12 protein-coding genes are annotated in these 14,130 nt (G+C 65.6%); 3 read left to right on the plus strand and 9 right to left on the minus strand.

Annotated features, from left to right (window positions below):
- Positions 1-73: 73 nt before the first annotated feature.
- Genes infB through rimP form a run of 4 tightly spaced genes read right to left on the minus strand, consistent with a single transcriptional unit; the run spans position 74 to position 5,653 of the window.
- Positions 74-2,623, minus strand: a complete 2,550-nt coding sequence (gene infB / locus DEM25_RS00625; protein WP_109766820.1) for a translation initiation factor IF-2 — start codon at positions 2,621-2,623, stop codon at positions 74-76.
- Entirely contained in the window at positions 2,620-3,297 is a 678-nt protein-coding gene (locus DEM25_RS00630; RefSeq protein WP_109766867.1) for an RNA-binding protein, read from the minus strand. The genes infB and DEM25_RS00630 overlap by 4 nt, the downstream gene beginning before the upstream one ends.
- Before the next feature lie 56 nt (positions 3,298-3,353).
- Positions 3,354-5,000: a transcription termination factor NusA gene (gene nusA / locus DEM25_RS00635; protein WP_109766819.1), complete on the minus strand. Its 1,647-nt coding sequence runs from the start codon at positions 4,998-5,000 to the stop codon at positions 3,354-3,356.
- 11 nt (positions 5,001-5,011) lie between these two features.
- Positions 5,012-5,653, minus strand: a complete 642-nt coding sequence (gene rimP / locus DEM25_RS00640; RefSeq protein ID WP_245412704.1) for a ribosome maturation factor RimP — start codon at positions 5,651-5,653, stop codon at positions 5,012-5,014.
- A 200-nt stretch (positions 5,654-5,853) separates the two neighbouring features.
- Here rimP and DEM25_RS00645 point away from each other — a divergent pair, with 200 nt between their 5' ends.
- Positions 5,854-6,696 carry a polysaccharide deacetylase family protein gene (locus DEM25_RS00645; protein ID WP_109766818.1) on the plus strand — a complete coding sequence of 281 codons (843 nt, stop codon included), beginning with the start codon at positions 5,854-5,856 and terminating at the stop codon, positions 6,694-6,696.
- A 15-nt stretch (positions 6,697-6,711) separates the two neighbouring features.
- On the opposite strand, the gene trmB is transcribed toward DEM25_RS00645, so the two are convergent.
- The 3 genes from trmB to truA all read right to left on the minus strand — a co-directional run bounded on the left by trmB (position 6,712) and on the right by truA (position 9,648).
- Positions 6,712-7,410 carry a tRNA (guanine(46)-N(7))-methyltransferase TrmB gene (gene trmB, locus DEM25_RS00650; protein ID WP_109766817.1) on the minus strand — a complete coding sequence of 233 codons (699 nt, stop codon included), beginning with the start codon at positions 7,408-7,410 and terminating at the stop codon, positions 6,712-6,714.
- A 13-nt stretch (positions 7,411-7,423) separates the two neighbouring features.
- Positions 7,424-8,698 (minus strand): methionine adenosyltransferase, encoded by a 1,275-nt coding sequence (metK, locus tag DEM25_RS00655; RefSeq protein WP_109766816.1) that lies wholly within the window; start codon positions 8,696-8,698, stop codon positions 7,424-7,426.
- A gap of 188 nt (positions 8,699-8,886) precedes the next feature.
- On the minus strand, positions 8,887-9,648 hold the full coding sequence (gene truA, locus DEM25_RS00660) for a tRNA pseudouridine(38-40) synthase TruA (protein ID WP_109766815.1): 762 nt from the start codon (positions 9,646-9,648) through the stop codon (positions 8,887-8,889).
- A gap of 113 nt (positions 9,649-9,761) precedes the next feature.
- Here truA and DEM25_RS00665 point away from each other — a divergent pair, with 113 nt between their 5' ends.
- A complete protein-coding gene (locus DEM25_RS00665) occupies positions 9,762-11,345 on the plus strand; it encodes a glycosyltransferase family 39 protein (protein WP_109766814.1) in 1,584 nt (527 codons plus the stop codon).
- On the opposite strand, the gene fmt is transcribed toward DEM25_RS00665, so the two are convergent.
- Entirely contained in the window at positions 11,342-12,271 is a 930-nt protein-coding gene (gene fmt, locus DEM25_RS00670; RefSeq protein WP_109766813.1) for a methionyl-tRNA formyltransferase, read from the minus strand. The genes DEM25_RS00665 and fmt overlap by 4 nt on opposite strands.
- Positions 12,272-12,292: 21 nt before the next feature.
- Entirely contained in the window at positions 12,293-12,823 is a 531-nt protein-coding gene (gene def / locus DEM25_RS00675) for a peptide deformylase (RefSeq protein ID WP_109766812.1), read from the minus strand.
- A 73-nt stretch (positions 12,824-12,896) separates the two neighbouring features.
- Here def and DEM25_RS00680 point away from each other — a divergent pair, with 73 nt between their 5' ends.
- Positions 12,897-14,126, plus strand: coding sequence for a DNA recombination protein RmuC (locus DEM25_RS00680; RefSeq protein ID WP_109766811.1), 1,230 nt, complete (start codon positions 12,897-12,899; stop codon positions 14,124-14,126).
- Positions 14,127-14,130 lie beyond the last annotated feature (4 nt).

Below are 14,130 nucleotides of genomic sequence, written 5' to 3' on the forward strand. Positions count from 1 at the left end.
CGACGGGCGGGATGGGACCGCGCCGTCCGATCGGTGGCCGTGGCCATTGGCCACGGCATATTGAGATTGTGCCCTAAAGCGTCCGCGCGACTTCCTCGACGCGGAAGCATTCGATCACGTCGCCGGCGCGGATGTCTTCGTAATTCTCGAAGGCCATGCCGCATTCCTGTCCGACGGGGACTTCCTGCACTTCGTCCTTGAAGCGCTTGAGTGTCTTGAGCTTGCCCTCGTGGATGACGACGCTGTCTCGTACCAGACGCACGCCGGCGCCGCGCTCGACCTTGCCTTCGGTCACCTGACAGCCGGCGACCTTGCCGACCTTGGTGATGTTGAAGACTTCGAGGATCTCCGCATTGCCCAGGAACGTCTCGCGGCGTTCGGGCGAGAGCAGGCCTTCCATCGCCGCTTTCACATCATCGAGCAGGTTGTAGATGATGTTGTAATAGCGGATCTCGACGCCGGCCGCTTCGGCCGCATCGCGCGCCTGCTTGTTGGCGCGCACGTTGAAGCCCATGATCGCCGCACCGGTCGACTCGGCCAGCGAGACGTCGGTTTCGGTGATGCCGCCGGCACCGGAATGGATGATCCGCGCCTTGACCTCGTCGGTGCCCAGCTTTTCGAGCGCACCGAGGATCGCTTCCACCGATCCCTGCACGTCGCCCTTGACGACCAGCGGGAACTCGGCGGTTTCGGCGTCCTTGGCTGCCGCCATCATCTGTTCGAGCGAGCCGCGCGCGCCGGCCTGGCGTGCCACGGAAATCTCGCGCGTCTTGCGCTGGCGATAATCGGAGACCTCGCGGGCGCGCGCCTCGTTTTCGACCACTGCGACCTTGTCGCCGGCCTGCGGCGTGCCGTTGAGGCCGAGGATCTCCACCGGCAGAGACGGTTCGGCTTCATCGAGGTTTTCGCCGCGATCGTTGATGATGGCGCGCACCTTGCCCCATTCGTCGCCGGCGACGACGATGTCGCCCGTCTTCAGCGTACCGGCCTGGACCAGCACGGTTGCCACCGCGCCGCGGCCCTTGTCGAGCTTGGCCTCGACGACGACGCCCTCGGCGGTGCGGTCGGGATTGGCCTTCAGTTCGAGGATTTCGGACTGCAAGAGGATCGAATCGAGCAGGCCGTCGAGATTGGTGCCCTTGAGCGCCGAGACCTCGACATCCTGGGTTTCGCCGCCCATGGATTCGACGAACACTTCATGCTGCAGAAGCTCCGTGCGCACCTTGCTGGCGTCCGCTTCGGGCTTGTCGATCTTGTTGATCGCCACGATCATCGGCACGCCGGCCGCCTTGATGTGGGCGATGGATTCGATCGTCTGCGGCATCACGCTGTCGTCGGCGGCAACCACGAGGATGGCGATGTCTGTCGCCTGGGCGCCGCGCGCGCGCATGGCGGTGAAGGCGGCGTGGCCGGGCGTGTCCAGGAAGGTGATCTTCTGGCCGTCCTTTTCCACCTGATAGGCGCCGATATGCTGGGTGATACCGCCGGCTTCGCCGGAGACCACATTGGCGTTGCGGATCGCATCGAGCAGCGACGTCTTGCCGTGATCGACATGGCCCATGATGGTGACGACCGGCGGACGCGGCTTCATGTCCTCGGGCTTGTCGTCAATGCCGAACAGGCCCTCCTCGACATCGGATTCCGACACGCGCCGCACCGTGTGGCCGAATTCCTCGGCGATCAGTTCGGCGGTGTCCGCATCGATCAGGTCGCCGGGCTTCATCATCTGGCCCTGCTTCATCATGAACTTGACGACATCGACCGCACGTTCGGTCATGCGCTGCGCCAGTTCCTGGATGGTGATCGTCTCGGGCAGGCGCACCTCGCGCGAAATCTTCTCGCGCGGTTCGGACATGCCCATCTGGGCACGCTTGATCTTCTCCTGACGGCGGCGCATGGCCGACAGCGAGCGCGAACGGCCCTCGCCGTCGCCGGTCACGTTGGCGAGCGTCAGCTTGCCGCGGCGGCGATTGTCGTCACGGCCGCGCGACGGCTTGGGCGCGGCATCGGTCTTGGCCGGCCGCTTGGCGGCGGCGCCGCGGCGGGCATCGCCATCGTCGGTACGGCCCGGCGCGGCCTTTTCGGCCGGTGCGCGGCGCGCGCCTTCCTGTTCGGCCTTCTGGGCGGCCTGCGCCTTGGCTTCGGCCTCGGCCGCCAGACGCGCCTGTTCGGCCTGCTCGGCTTCCTCGCGCTCGGCCATCTCGCGCTCGCGGCGCGCTTCATCTTCCTTGCGCCGCTGCTCGTCGGCCTGGAACTTCTCGCGGTCGTCAGCCTCGCGCGCCTTTGCTTCCTCGAGCGCGCGGCGGCGCGCCTCGATCTCGCTCTGCGACAGTTCCTTGAGCACCGCGCCGCTGCGGTCGGCGGCCCCGGCATCCTGCGCGGGCGCGGGGGCCGGCGTCGGCGCTTCGGCAGCGGGCTTCGCGCGCGGCTTCAGGCCGCCCGCAAGCGATCCACCTGCCGGCTTGTCGCCCGGCTTGGTGAACTTGCGCTTGCGCGTTTCGACGACGACGGTGTTGGTGCGCCCGCCGCCCATCTTCTGGCGAACGGTGCCCGTGCCGCTATCGCGCCTCATCGAGAGCGTGCGGCCAGCCGTCTTCTTGTCGTCCGAACTTGTATCACTCATTCCTGATCCGTTTCCTTCGCGGTCACATGCCCGCCGGCCGTTCCGGCCAAAAGACCGGCGCCTGCGTCCGGCGAAGCCGGTCGCATATCTGGCCCAGTCCTGTAGTCGCGCAGCGCTTCAAGCCGCCGCAATGCGGCATGGCCACCCCTGCCGTCAAGCACGGCTGCATGTATTACATTACCGCCCCCGAATGCCAAACCCATTTGTTCGTCATCAAGGAGCATGAAAACCAGCACGTCCGGGCCGCCCAGATGCACCGTGGCGCGGCGCGCCTGGTCGAGCTTGCGGATGCCGTCGGGCGCCGCATGCAGGGCATGCAGCAATGCGGTGGCACGGCCCGCGCGCACGGCCTTGTCGACCTGCATGGCGCCCGAAACGAGCGCGCCCGCCTTGCGCGCCATCGACAGTGCGCCGGTTGCCTGCCTGACCAGCAGACGGTCGACCAGTGCGCCCAGATCGTCTGGCACGTCTACCTTGCGGCGCAGCGCCCGGGCGAACAGCTTTTTGGACACGGCCTTGTCGACCATCGCCCGCCGGGCGGTCACCCAGCAGCCGCGGCCCGGCAGGGTGCGCTTGAGATCGGGCACGACCATGCCGTCGGGCCCGGCAACGAAGCGGATCAGCCCGTCAGCGTCGGCGCTTTCGCCGGTCACGATGCAACGGCGTTCGTTCATCGCGATGTCCGCTTCGTTCAAGGTCATGCCGGGGTGCCATCCTCGTCACGCCGGCGTTACGCCGGAGCTCCCGCGGGGGCATCGGCGTCGGCGGCAACGGCTTCAGCCCCTTCGGCCAGTTCCGCGCCTTCCTCTTCATACTCGGCGGCAAGGTCTTCTTCGGTGATCCAGCCAACGGTCAGACGCGCGGAAAGGACCATTTCCTCAGCTTCGGCACGCGTGGTGCCAAACGGCGTGAAGATGCCGTCGTGGATCTTGGTTTCGCCCTCGACGCGCTCGCGCCAGCCGACAAGATCGTCGACCGCGCATCCGGCAAAATCTTCCATTGTCTTCACACCGTCCTCGCCGAGCGCGACCATCATTGCGGTGGTCACACCGGGGATTTCGCGGATTTCGTCGACGACGCCCAGTTCGATGCGCTTGGCGTCGTTCTCGGCCTCGATGCGTTCGAGATATTCGCGTGCGCGCGTCTGGATCTCGGCGGCGGTGTCCTCGTCAAAGCCCTCGATTGACGAGACTTCCTCGGCGTCGACATAAGCCACTTCCTCGATTGACGAGAAGCCCTCCGACGCCAGCACCTGGCCGACCATCTCATCGACGTCGAGCGCTTCCATGAAGAGTTGCGTGCGCTCGGTGAATTCCTTCTGGCGGCGCGCGGACTCCTCGTCCTCGGTCAGGATGTCGATGTCCCAGCCGGTCAGTTGCGAGGCAAGGCGTACATTCTGGCCACGGCGGCCGATGGCGAGCGAAAGCTGCTCGTCGGGCACCACCACCTCGATGCGCTCGGCATCCTCGTCGAGCACAACCTTGGCGACTTCGGCCGGCTGCAGCGCGTTGACGATGAAGGAGGCCGCATCGGGCTGCCAGGGAATGATGTCGATCTTTTCGCCCTGCAACTCGCCGACGACCGCCTGGACGCGGCTGCCGCGCATGCCGACACAGGCGCCAACAGGGTCGATGGCGCTGTCGCGCGAGATGACGGCGATCTTGGCGCGCGAACCGGGGTCGCGGGCGACCGACTTGATCTCGATGATGCCGTCATAGATTTCCGGCACTTCCATCTGGAACAGCTTGGCCATGAATTGCGGGTGCGTCCGCGACAGGAAGATCTGGGGCCCGCGCTGCTCGCGGCGCACGTCATAGATGAAAGCGCGGACGCGGTCGCCATAGCGGTACATTTCGCGCGGGATCAGTTCGTCGCGGCGGATGATACCCTCGCCGCGTCCGAGGTCCACGACCACGTTGCCATATTCGACGCGCTTGACCGTTCCGTTGACGATCTCGCCGACGCGGTCCTTGAACTCTTCATACTGCTTGTCGCGCTCGGCCTCGCGCACCTTCTGGACGATGACCTGCTTGGCCGACTGGGCGGCGATGCGGCCGAAATCGAGCGGCGGCAGCGGCTCGGCGATGAAATCGCCGATCTGGGCGTCCGGGTTCTTGGCGCGCGCATCTTCGAACGCGATCTGGTTGTCGGTGTTTTCGAGTTCCTCGACCACTTCCATCAGGCGCTGCAGCTTGATCTCGCCGGTCTTGGCGTTGATGTCGGCACGCACATTGGTCTCCTGACCGTAGCGCGATTTCGCCGCCTTCTGGATCGCGTCGGCCATCGCGCCGATCACGATCTCCTTGTCGATCAGCTTCTCGCGCGCGACCGCATCGGCGATCTGCAGGAGTTCGAGCTTGTTTGCACTGACTGCCATCTTGGTCTCCCTCAGGGCGTTTCGGCATCCGGCGCATCGCCGGAAAAATCGTCATGTTCGGTTTCAAGTCCGCGTGTGGCGCGGGCGGCCTTGTCGGCCGTCAGCGACGCGCGGATCAATTCGTCGGTCAGGATCAGCCGCGCATCGGCGATCGCCGAAAACGGGATCACATTGGTGTTCTCGTCGGCCATGGACGGCTGGTCGCGGAACAGCGTGACCGTATCGGTATCGACATCGGTGATGGTGCCGCGGAAGCGCTTGCGGCCGTTGACCAGGACCGATGTCTCGAGCTTGGCCACATGACCGCGCCATTTGGCGAAATCGGTCTTGCGCACAAGCGGCCGGTCGATGCCCGGCGAGGACACTTCCAGATGATAGGCGCGGTCGATAGGGTCTTCAACATCGAGGATCGGCGAGACCATCCGGCTCAGCGTCTCGCAATCCTCGACGGTCATCGTTCCGTCGGCGCGCTCGGCCATCACCTGCAAGGTCGCGCCGTTCTGACCGGACAGGCGCACACGCACCAGCCGGAAGCCTTCGGAATTGAGCACAGGCTCGATCAGCATGGCGACACGGGCATCGATCCCGGTCTCGGTGACCAGGCGCGGCTCGTCTTCGGTTATGGGCGCGAATTCGCGTTCGTTCGTCGTCAATTCCGTCTCGAATATAAAAAAGAGCGGGTCCGGCGGGCCCACTCTTCGTCTACGACCAAGATTTGATTGTCATATACGCCCGCCGACAGCCGGTTGCAAGGGGCGACGGCCGTCCAGGGCCGGCCCGTCGGCTCGCACTTCGTTAACCATCGCCGTTTACCATAGCGCGCAGATACTCTTTGTACTGCGTGGTGTCTCCGATGGCCGCATCCTTGCTGCGTCGCTTTCTGCCCTCCTTTTCCCTGCTGATCGCCGTGGCCGCTCTTGGCGGGTGCGCATCGCTCGCGCCATCGGCCGATCGCGACGCTGAAACCACGCCACAAGCGGTGGCCTTCGCACCCAGCGCGTCGGACCGGTCAAGCCTGCGTGAAACCGCCGGCAGCCTGCGCCGCACAGCGCTGACCGGCCGCGTCATGCGGGTCGACACGATCGACGACATCCGGCTCGGTCCGAAAGAAGTGATCCTCACCTTCGATGACGGGCCCGCGGGCCAGAACACGCGGCGCATTCTCGATGCGCTCGATGCCAAGGGCATCAAGGCGACCTTCTTCATGGTCGGCGAGATGGCGCGCAACAACCCGGCGCTTGCCCGAAACGTGATCGCGCGCGGACACACGGTCGGCAGCCACACCCATCGCCATCCCAATCTTGCGGCGATGAGCCATGCCGACGCGGTCGCCGAAATCGCACGCGGCGAACGGGCGCTGCGCGAGGCCGGCATCCCCGATCTGCCCTTCTTCCGCTTCCCCTATCTCGCCGACACGCCGGCGCTTCGCGGCCATCTCGCCGCCCGCGGCATCGTCGTGGTCGATGTGGATATCGACTCCAAGGACTATTTCCGCATCAGCCCGGTGCGCGTCGCCACGCGCACGATGCGGGACCTGCGCCGGCGCGGCTCGGGCATCATCCTGTTTCACGATCTGCATGCGCGCACGGCATCGATGCTGCCGACCTTCCTCAACATGCTCGAGCGCGAGGGCTACAAGGTGGTCGCCCTGCAACCGGCGCGCGGAAACCCGGCGCTGGTCGCCTCGGCGCGCTGACGAAATCGGAACAGGCTACGATCTGGCGAAGGTCAGGTAGACCGGCGTGCGGCCCTCGCGCAGGGCCTTGGCCTCGTAGCGCGTACCCGGCCAGTGCGGATAGGGATTGCGCCAGTCGGCGGCGCGGCGGGCGGTCCATGCGAAATCCGGATGCCGGTCGATGTGCTGCAGCGTCCAGTTGACATAGCTGTCAATGTCGGAAGCGAAACGGAACAGGCCACCGGGCTTCATCACCCGGGCGAACCGGTCCAGATTGCGGTCGCTGACGAACCGGCGCTTGAAGTGTTTCGGTTTCGGCCATGGATCGGGATAGAGCAGGTCGATCTGGTCGATCGAGGCGTCCGGCAGCCAGTCAAGCAGTTGCGTGGCATCGTCGTCGTAAAGCCGGATGTTGCCGGCCGGATGCACATCCAGCGCCGTGACCAACTTGGCCATCGAATTGACGAAGGGCTCGACGCCGACAAAGCCCACCTCGGGCCGACGCCGGGCATGGGACAACAGGTGCTCGCCGCCGCCAAAGCCGATTTCAAGGACGATGGTCTCCGGCGTGTGTGGAAACAGCGTTGCCGGGCTGGCCGGCGCCGGCGCTTCCAGATCGATCAAAAGATCGGGCAGCAGGCACCGCATCGCCTCGGCCTGCCGGCCGCGCAACGTCTTGCCGCGCCGCCGGCCATAAAAGGCCTCGGTGGCGCGCGTCGGATGATCGGCAGCCATGACGGTCGGCGGGTCAGGCGGCCTGCTTGACCGCCTGCTTGAGCGCCTTGACCAGATCGACCTTTTCCCAGGAGAAGGAGCCGTCACGGCCGGGCTTGCGGCCGAAATGGCCGTAGGCGGCGGTCTTGGCGTAGATCGGCCGGTTCAGATTGAGGTGCCTGCGGATGCCCGACGGCGACAGGTCGATGACATCGCGGATGGCGTCCTCGATCGCCGCATCGGCGACCGTGCCCGTGCCATGCGTGTCGACATAGACCGACAGGGGCTGGGCAACGCCGATCGCATAGGAAAGCTGGATCGTGCAGCGGTCGGCCAGCTTGGCCGCCACGACGTTCTTGGCCAGATAGCGCGATACATAGGCGGCCGAGCGGTCGACCTTGGTCGTGTCCTTGCCGGAGAAAGCGCCGCCGCCATGGGGCGAGGCGCCGCCATAGGTGTCGACGATGATCTTGCGGCCGGTCAGGCCGGCATCGCCATCGGGACCGCCAATGACGAACTTGCCCGTGGGGTTGATGTACCAGTTGCAGTCGTCGGCGATCGGCAGGTCGCCCAGCGCCTGGCGGATATAGGGCTCGACGACCGAACGAACCTTCCTGGAATCCCAGCTGTCGTCGAGATGCTGCGTCGATAGGACGATGCTGGTCACCTCGGACGGCATGCCGTCGCGGTAACGCACCGTGACCTGCGACTTGGCGTCCGGGCCGAGCCGGGCGGCATCGCCCTCGCCGCTCTTGCGCGCGTCGGCGAGAAGCTCGAGAATCTTGTGCGAATAATAGATCGGCGCCGGCATAAGTTCGGGCGTTTCGCGGCAGGCATAGCCGAACATGATGCCCTGGTCGCCGGCGCCCTCGGCGCCCTGCGCATCCGATGCACTGTCGACACCCTGCGCGATGTGCGCCGACTGGGCGTGCAGCAGCACGTCGATGCGGCATGTCTTCCAGTGGAACCCGTCCTGCTCATAACCGATGTCGCGGATGGCGCGGCGCGCCGCTGACCGAAAGCGGCCGGGCGCAATGACGGGTTCGCCCGCATCGTCCGTGACCACATTGCCGGCCTTGTCCTTCTTGAAGAACGTATCCGGGACACGCACTTCGCCGGCGATGACCACGCGGTTGGTCGTCGTCAGCGTTTCGCAGGCAACACGAACCTTCCAGAGCGCGTCGTCGCCCTGCTTGCGCGCCTCGCGGTAGATCATGTCGACGATCTCGTCGGAGATGCGGTCGCAAACCTTGTCGGGGTGGCCCTCGGACACCGACTCGCTGGTGAAGAGATAATTCTGCCGTGCCATGATCTCGCCCTGCTGGCTGGATTTGGAAAGGAAGACCGCCGGGCGGTCAAACGGACGCGCTGTCGTTACGGGACGAGGCCGGCAACGTCAAGCAAAGACACATCAATAGAAAGATATAAGCATAAGTGCATATCCTGCCACGGGCGTCCGACGCCATTGACGGCCGGAACCGGCGAGGACAGCGGGCGTCAAACCCCGGCATCGTCCGGATAGTCCACCCGCAGCAGATAGAGCCCATGCGGCGGCGCCAGGGCGCCGCACTTCTGGTGGTCGCGCGCTTCGAGTGCGGCTTGCACGTCGTCTGCCGTCCAACGGCCCTCGCCGACCAGCTTGAGCGTGCCGACCAGCGAGCGGACCTGATTGTGCAGGAACGAACGCGCCGAGACATGCACGTCGATCCGCTCGCCATCGCGGGAAAAAGTGATCGCGTCGAGCGTCTTGACCGGCGATTTCGACTGGCACTGGGCGGCGCGGAAGGTCGTGAAATCGTGGGTGCCGATCAGGATCTTCGCAGCGGCATTCATCGCATCGACGTCGAGAGGCCGCTTGCACCACCAGGCCCGGCGATGGTCGAGGGTCAGCGGCGCCGGCCGGTTGTGGATGCGGTACAGATAGTGCCGTGCTTGCGCCGAAAAGCGGGCATGGAACGTGTCCGGCACCTTTTCGGCATCCACGACGCAGATGCGTTCCTCGTCGAGCACAAGATAGGCGTTGATCGCCTCGCGCACCCGGACCGGATCCCAATCGCGTTCCAGATCCACATGGGCCGTCTGGGCGATGGCGTGAACGCCGGTGTCGGTGCGGCCGGCCACCTGCAGCGTCACCTTCTGCTTGGAGAACTCCAAGACCGCCTTTTCCACAGCTTCCTGAACCGCGTGACCGTTGGTCTGCCGCTGCCAGCCGACATAGGGCGTGCCGTCATATTCGATTGTCAGGCGGTAACGGGGCATGGTCGTCCGGTGCCGGGAACGGGCGGGTGCTTAAGCCCGGAGGCCGGCCATGTCCAGCCGTCACGACACGGGCCGATTGACGCCGGAGGCGAAAACTCCGATGAGGCGGAACCATGAACGATGCCGCCTCGTCATCGCCGGAACCCCGTTCCACGGACACCGATGCGCCGCTGGCGTACTGGACACGACCCATTGTCGTCGCCGGCTTCGTTTGCGTCCTGATGGCGATCAAGCTGGTCATGGCGGGCACGACGGAGCTGATCCGCGACGAAGCCTATTACTCGCTGTGGGCATTGCATCCGCTGCAGGCGAGCTATTTCGACCACCCGCCTGCGGTCGCCTGGTTCATCAAGGCCGGCTATGCGCTGCTGGGCCCGAGCGAGTTGGCGGCACGGCTCCCTGCGGTCCTGTCGGTGGGGCTGGTGTCGCTGGCCGTCTTCCGGACTGCCATGCTGGTTTTCGGCGATCGCCGCATCGCGGCCTATTCGGTCTACGCTTTCAATCTGACGCCCGGCGCCATGCTCGGCCTTCTGGTGATCACGCCCGATGCGCCGTCCATGCTGTTCTGGATGCTGTCGATCTGGTCGGCTGCGGAACTTCTGCGCTCAAACGACGGACGATGGTGGCTCGTCTTCGGCCTGTTTGCCGGCCTGGGGCTCGCAGCAAAATATACGGGCCTCTTCCTGGGTGCCGGCGTGGTGCTCTGGCTGCTTTTCGACCGGCGCAACCGGCACTGGTTCACCTCGCCCTGGCTTTATGCCGGCGGCGCCGTCGCTCTGGCGATTTTCGCGCCGGTTATCGCATGGAACCTCAACAACAGCCTTTCATCCTTTGAATTCCAGTTCGGCCGCTCCGCGCGCGGACTGCAATGGTTCGACTGGACCGATACGAAGCATCTGCCGGAATTCCTGGCGGGCCAGATCGCGCTCCTCCTGCCGGGCCTGTTCATCATGGGCGCCGCAGCCCACTGGCGGTTTGCGCGGCATCGTTCCGAACGCGGCAATCGCGGCTTTGCCCTGCTGATCTGGACCGGCATTCCGGCGCTTGTCTATTTCATCACCTTCAGTCTCCACTCGGTTACCCAAGGCAACTGGACGTGGCCGCTTTACGCGCAGTGGTCGATCGTCGGCGCCTGGGCCATTTACGCGTGGAAGCCGGACTGGGCGTGGCTGCGAACCATTCAGCGCTGGACAAGGCGCGCGCAGGTTCCTGTCGGCGCACTGGTTGCTGCGGTGATCTTCGCGCAGGCGCAGTTCCAGCCTGTCCGGCTGCCGTTCGCCGACCAGACGCTCACAATGCACGGATGGACCGAGGTCGCATCGAACATCGAAACCGAGCGCCGCCGTGCCGGTATCGGTACGATTCTCGCCCGCGGATATGGGCTTTACGGATACCTCGAGACGTATGGCCGTTTCGCCGGGCACGGCTACCGCGTCCTGCCGCTGGACGAATTCCACCGCTACGGGTTCGTCGACTTGCCGGCCAGCGACGACGCGGTCGACTGGCCCGTGCTTGTCGCCGTTCACGTCAGCGGCACCGAGCCTCCGACCGGACCGCCGGCGGCCATCGCCAATGCCAATCCGCCGGCCCAGTGGTTCACGCGGATCGTGCGGCCGGCGGCCGACGGCGCGCCCGCCAGCGCCATCGATCTCTACCGGCTGGAACGGCCGGAGACGCCGCTGTTCGGGTCCGACTAGCGCAGGTCGCCCTCGGACAGCGGATTGCCGCGCAGGAACGCTTCGGCGTCGAGCGGCCTGCCGCCCGCTTTCTGCAGACGTGTCAGCCGCACGGCACCGGTGCCGCACGCCACGGTGATCGGCGCGCCGACTATCGGCGCACCCGGCTTGCCCGATCCCGGCGCCTGGGTCGAGGCCAGCAGCTTCACCCGCTCCCATTTGCCGCCAAAGCGCATTTCGCACCAGGCACCGGGAAAGGGCGACAGGCCGCGAATGTGATTGTGGATGTCGGCGCCATCTCCCGCCCAATCGACGCGCGTTTCGTCCTTGGCGATCTTGGCGGCGTAGGTGACGCCGTCGTCCGGCTGGGGCACGAGTTCCAGAACACCCTGCTCGAGGGCGGCCATGGCGCGTACCATCAGGCTCGCGCCGGTCCGCGAGAGGGCGTCGTGCAGTTCCCCGGCGGTCATGTCGGGGCCGATGGCGACCTTTTCCGTCATGGCGACCGGGCCGGTGTCCAGCCCCTCGTCCATCTTCATGATCATCATGCCGGTTTCCGTATCGCCGGCCATGATGGCCCGCTGGATCGGAGCGGCACCGCGCCAGCGCGGCAGAAGCGATGCGTGGCCGTTGAAGCAGCCAAGGCGCGTGCCTTCCAGGATGGGCTTGGGCAGAAGAAGGCCATAGGCGACGACGACCGCCACATCGGCGCCAAGCGCGGAAAAGGCCGCCTGCTCATCGGCGGCCTTCAGCGTTTTGGGGGTGCGCACTTCGATGCCGAGCGCTTCGGCCGCCTCGTGGACCGGCGATTTTCTGAGGCTCAGCCCCCGCCGGCCGGCCGGCCTCGGCGGCTGGGTGTAGCAGGCGACGATGTCATGGCCGGCGGCGTGCAGCGCGCGGAGCGTCGGCACGGAAAAGTCCGGCGTGCCCATGAAGATGATGCGCATGATCCTGCGGTTCCGGAAACGCTAGGCCATCACGGGGCCGTCGCCGCGCTGTTTGGCGAGCTTGCGGAACTTCTTGAAGACCATGTCGCGCTTGAGCTTGGAGATGTGATCGACGAAGAGGACACCGTCGAGATGGTCGATCTCGTGTTGCAGGCATGTGGCCAGAAGCCCGTCGGCCTCGAGCGTCTGATCGGTGCCGTCGCGGTCGACATAGCTGACGGTGATCGCCGCCGGCCGCTCCACATCGGCGTAATAGTCCGGGATCGACAGGCAGCCTTCCTCGTAAAGGCTGCGCTCGTCCGAGCGGGCGACAATGGTCGGGTTGATCAGGACGCGCGGTTCCCTGCCATCTTCCTCCTTGGCGACATCGGCGACAAGCATGCGGACCGGCTCGCCCACCTGGATCGCCGCAAGGCCGATGCCCGGCGCGTCATACATCGTCTCCAGCATGTCGTCGGCGAACGCGCGCACGGCATCGTCGACGCGTTCGAGCGGTTTCGACGTCTCGCGCAGGATCGGGTCGGGAATGAGAACGATCGGTTTGATGGCCATGACGCCTTCCAGTTAGGAAAGACCGCACGATGCGTCAATCGGCACGGCAGCCGCGAATCGTCTATGCTGGGGAATGGATACCGGATTCAGCCTCGATCAAACCGCCTTCATGTTCGCCGGACGGGCTGTCTCGATCGGCGAGAGCCTGGCGACCGGCGCGCTGATCCTGGCAGCGCTTGTGCTGCTTGCATTGCTGCTGGTCTGGCGCAACGGCGTCGCCGGGCGGCGCGATCTTCGGCAGGCGCATGAGCGGGCCGAGCGCGCCGAAGCGCGGGTCGACGACATTCTGAAAGCCCAGGCCGACATGCAGGGCCGGCTGGCGGCGATGACCGACATGTTCGGCGCGCGCCACACGGAGATGAGCACCACGCTGTCGCAGCGGCTCGATGCGATGACCTCGCGCATCGGCCAGTCGATCAACGAACAGCAGAAGTCGGCGCATGCCAATCTGAGCAAGCTGCACGAACGCCTCGCAGTCATCGACACGGCGCAGAACAACATCCAGCAGCTCGCCGGCCAGGTGGTCGAACTGCAATCGATCCTGTCCAACAAGCAGACGCGCGGCGCCTTCGGCCAGAGCCGGATGGAAGCGATCATCGAAGACGGGCTGCCAATGGGCGCCTTCGCGTTCCAGACGACGCTGTCGAACGGATCGCGGCCCGATTGTGTGATTTCCATGCCCAACGGTGCGCCGGATCTGGTGATCGACGCAAAATTCCCGCTCGAAGCCTGGAATGCGGTGCGCGAGGCCAAGAACGAGGCGGACGCAACGGCGGCCGCCAAGCGGTTCCGCGCCGACATGGACGTGCACATCAAGGCGATCGCCGACAAATATCTGATTGCCGGGGAAACTCAGGACACCGCGTTCCTGTTCGTGCCCTCCGAGAGCATCTTCGCCGACATTCACGAACACCATGAGGCGATCGTGCAGAAGGCGCACCGCGCCCGCATCGTGATCGTCTCGCCGTCGCTCCTGATGCTGTCGATCCAGGTGATCCAGGCGCTGCTGAAAGACGCCCGCATGCGCGAGCAGGCGCATCTGATCCAGGGCGAAGTGATGCGCCTGATGGAGGATCTGGGGCGACTCGACGAACGGGTGCGCAAGCTGCAAACCCATTTCGGGCAGACGGCCAAGGATGTTGACGACATCCTGATCACGACGGGCAAGCTGACCAAGCGCGGCCAGAAGATCGAAGGGCTGGAGTTCGACGAGCGGCCGACCAAGGAGGACGCGGCGGAACCGGGCGCCGAAAGCAAGACCGGCCATCTGCGCCTGCGGGTCGTCGATGGCGAACCGGACTGACTGA

The organism is Oceaniradius stylonematis (genome assembly GCF_003149475.2).
GTDB classification, from domain to species: Bacteria; Pseudomonadota; Alphaproteobacteria; order Rhizobiales; family Rhizobiaceae; genus Roseitalea; species Roseitalea stylonematis.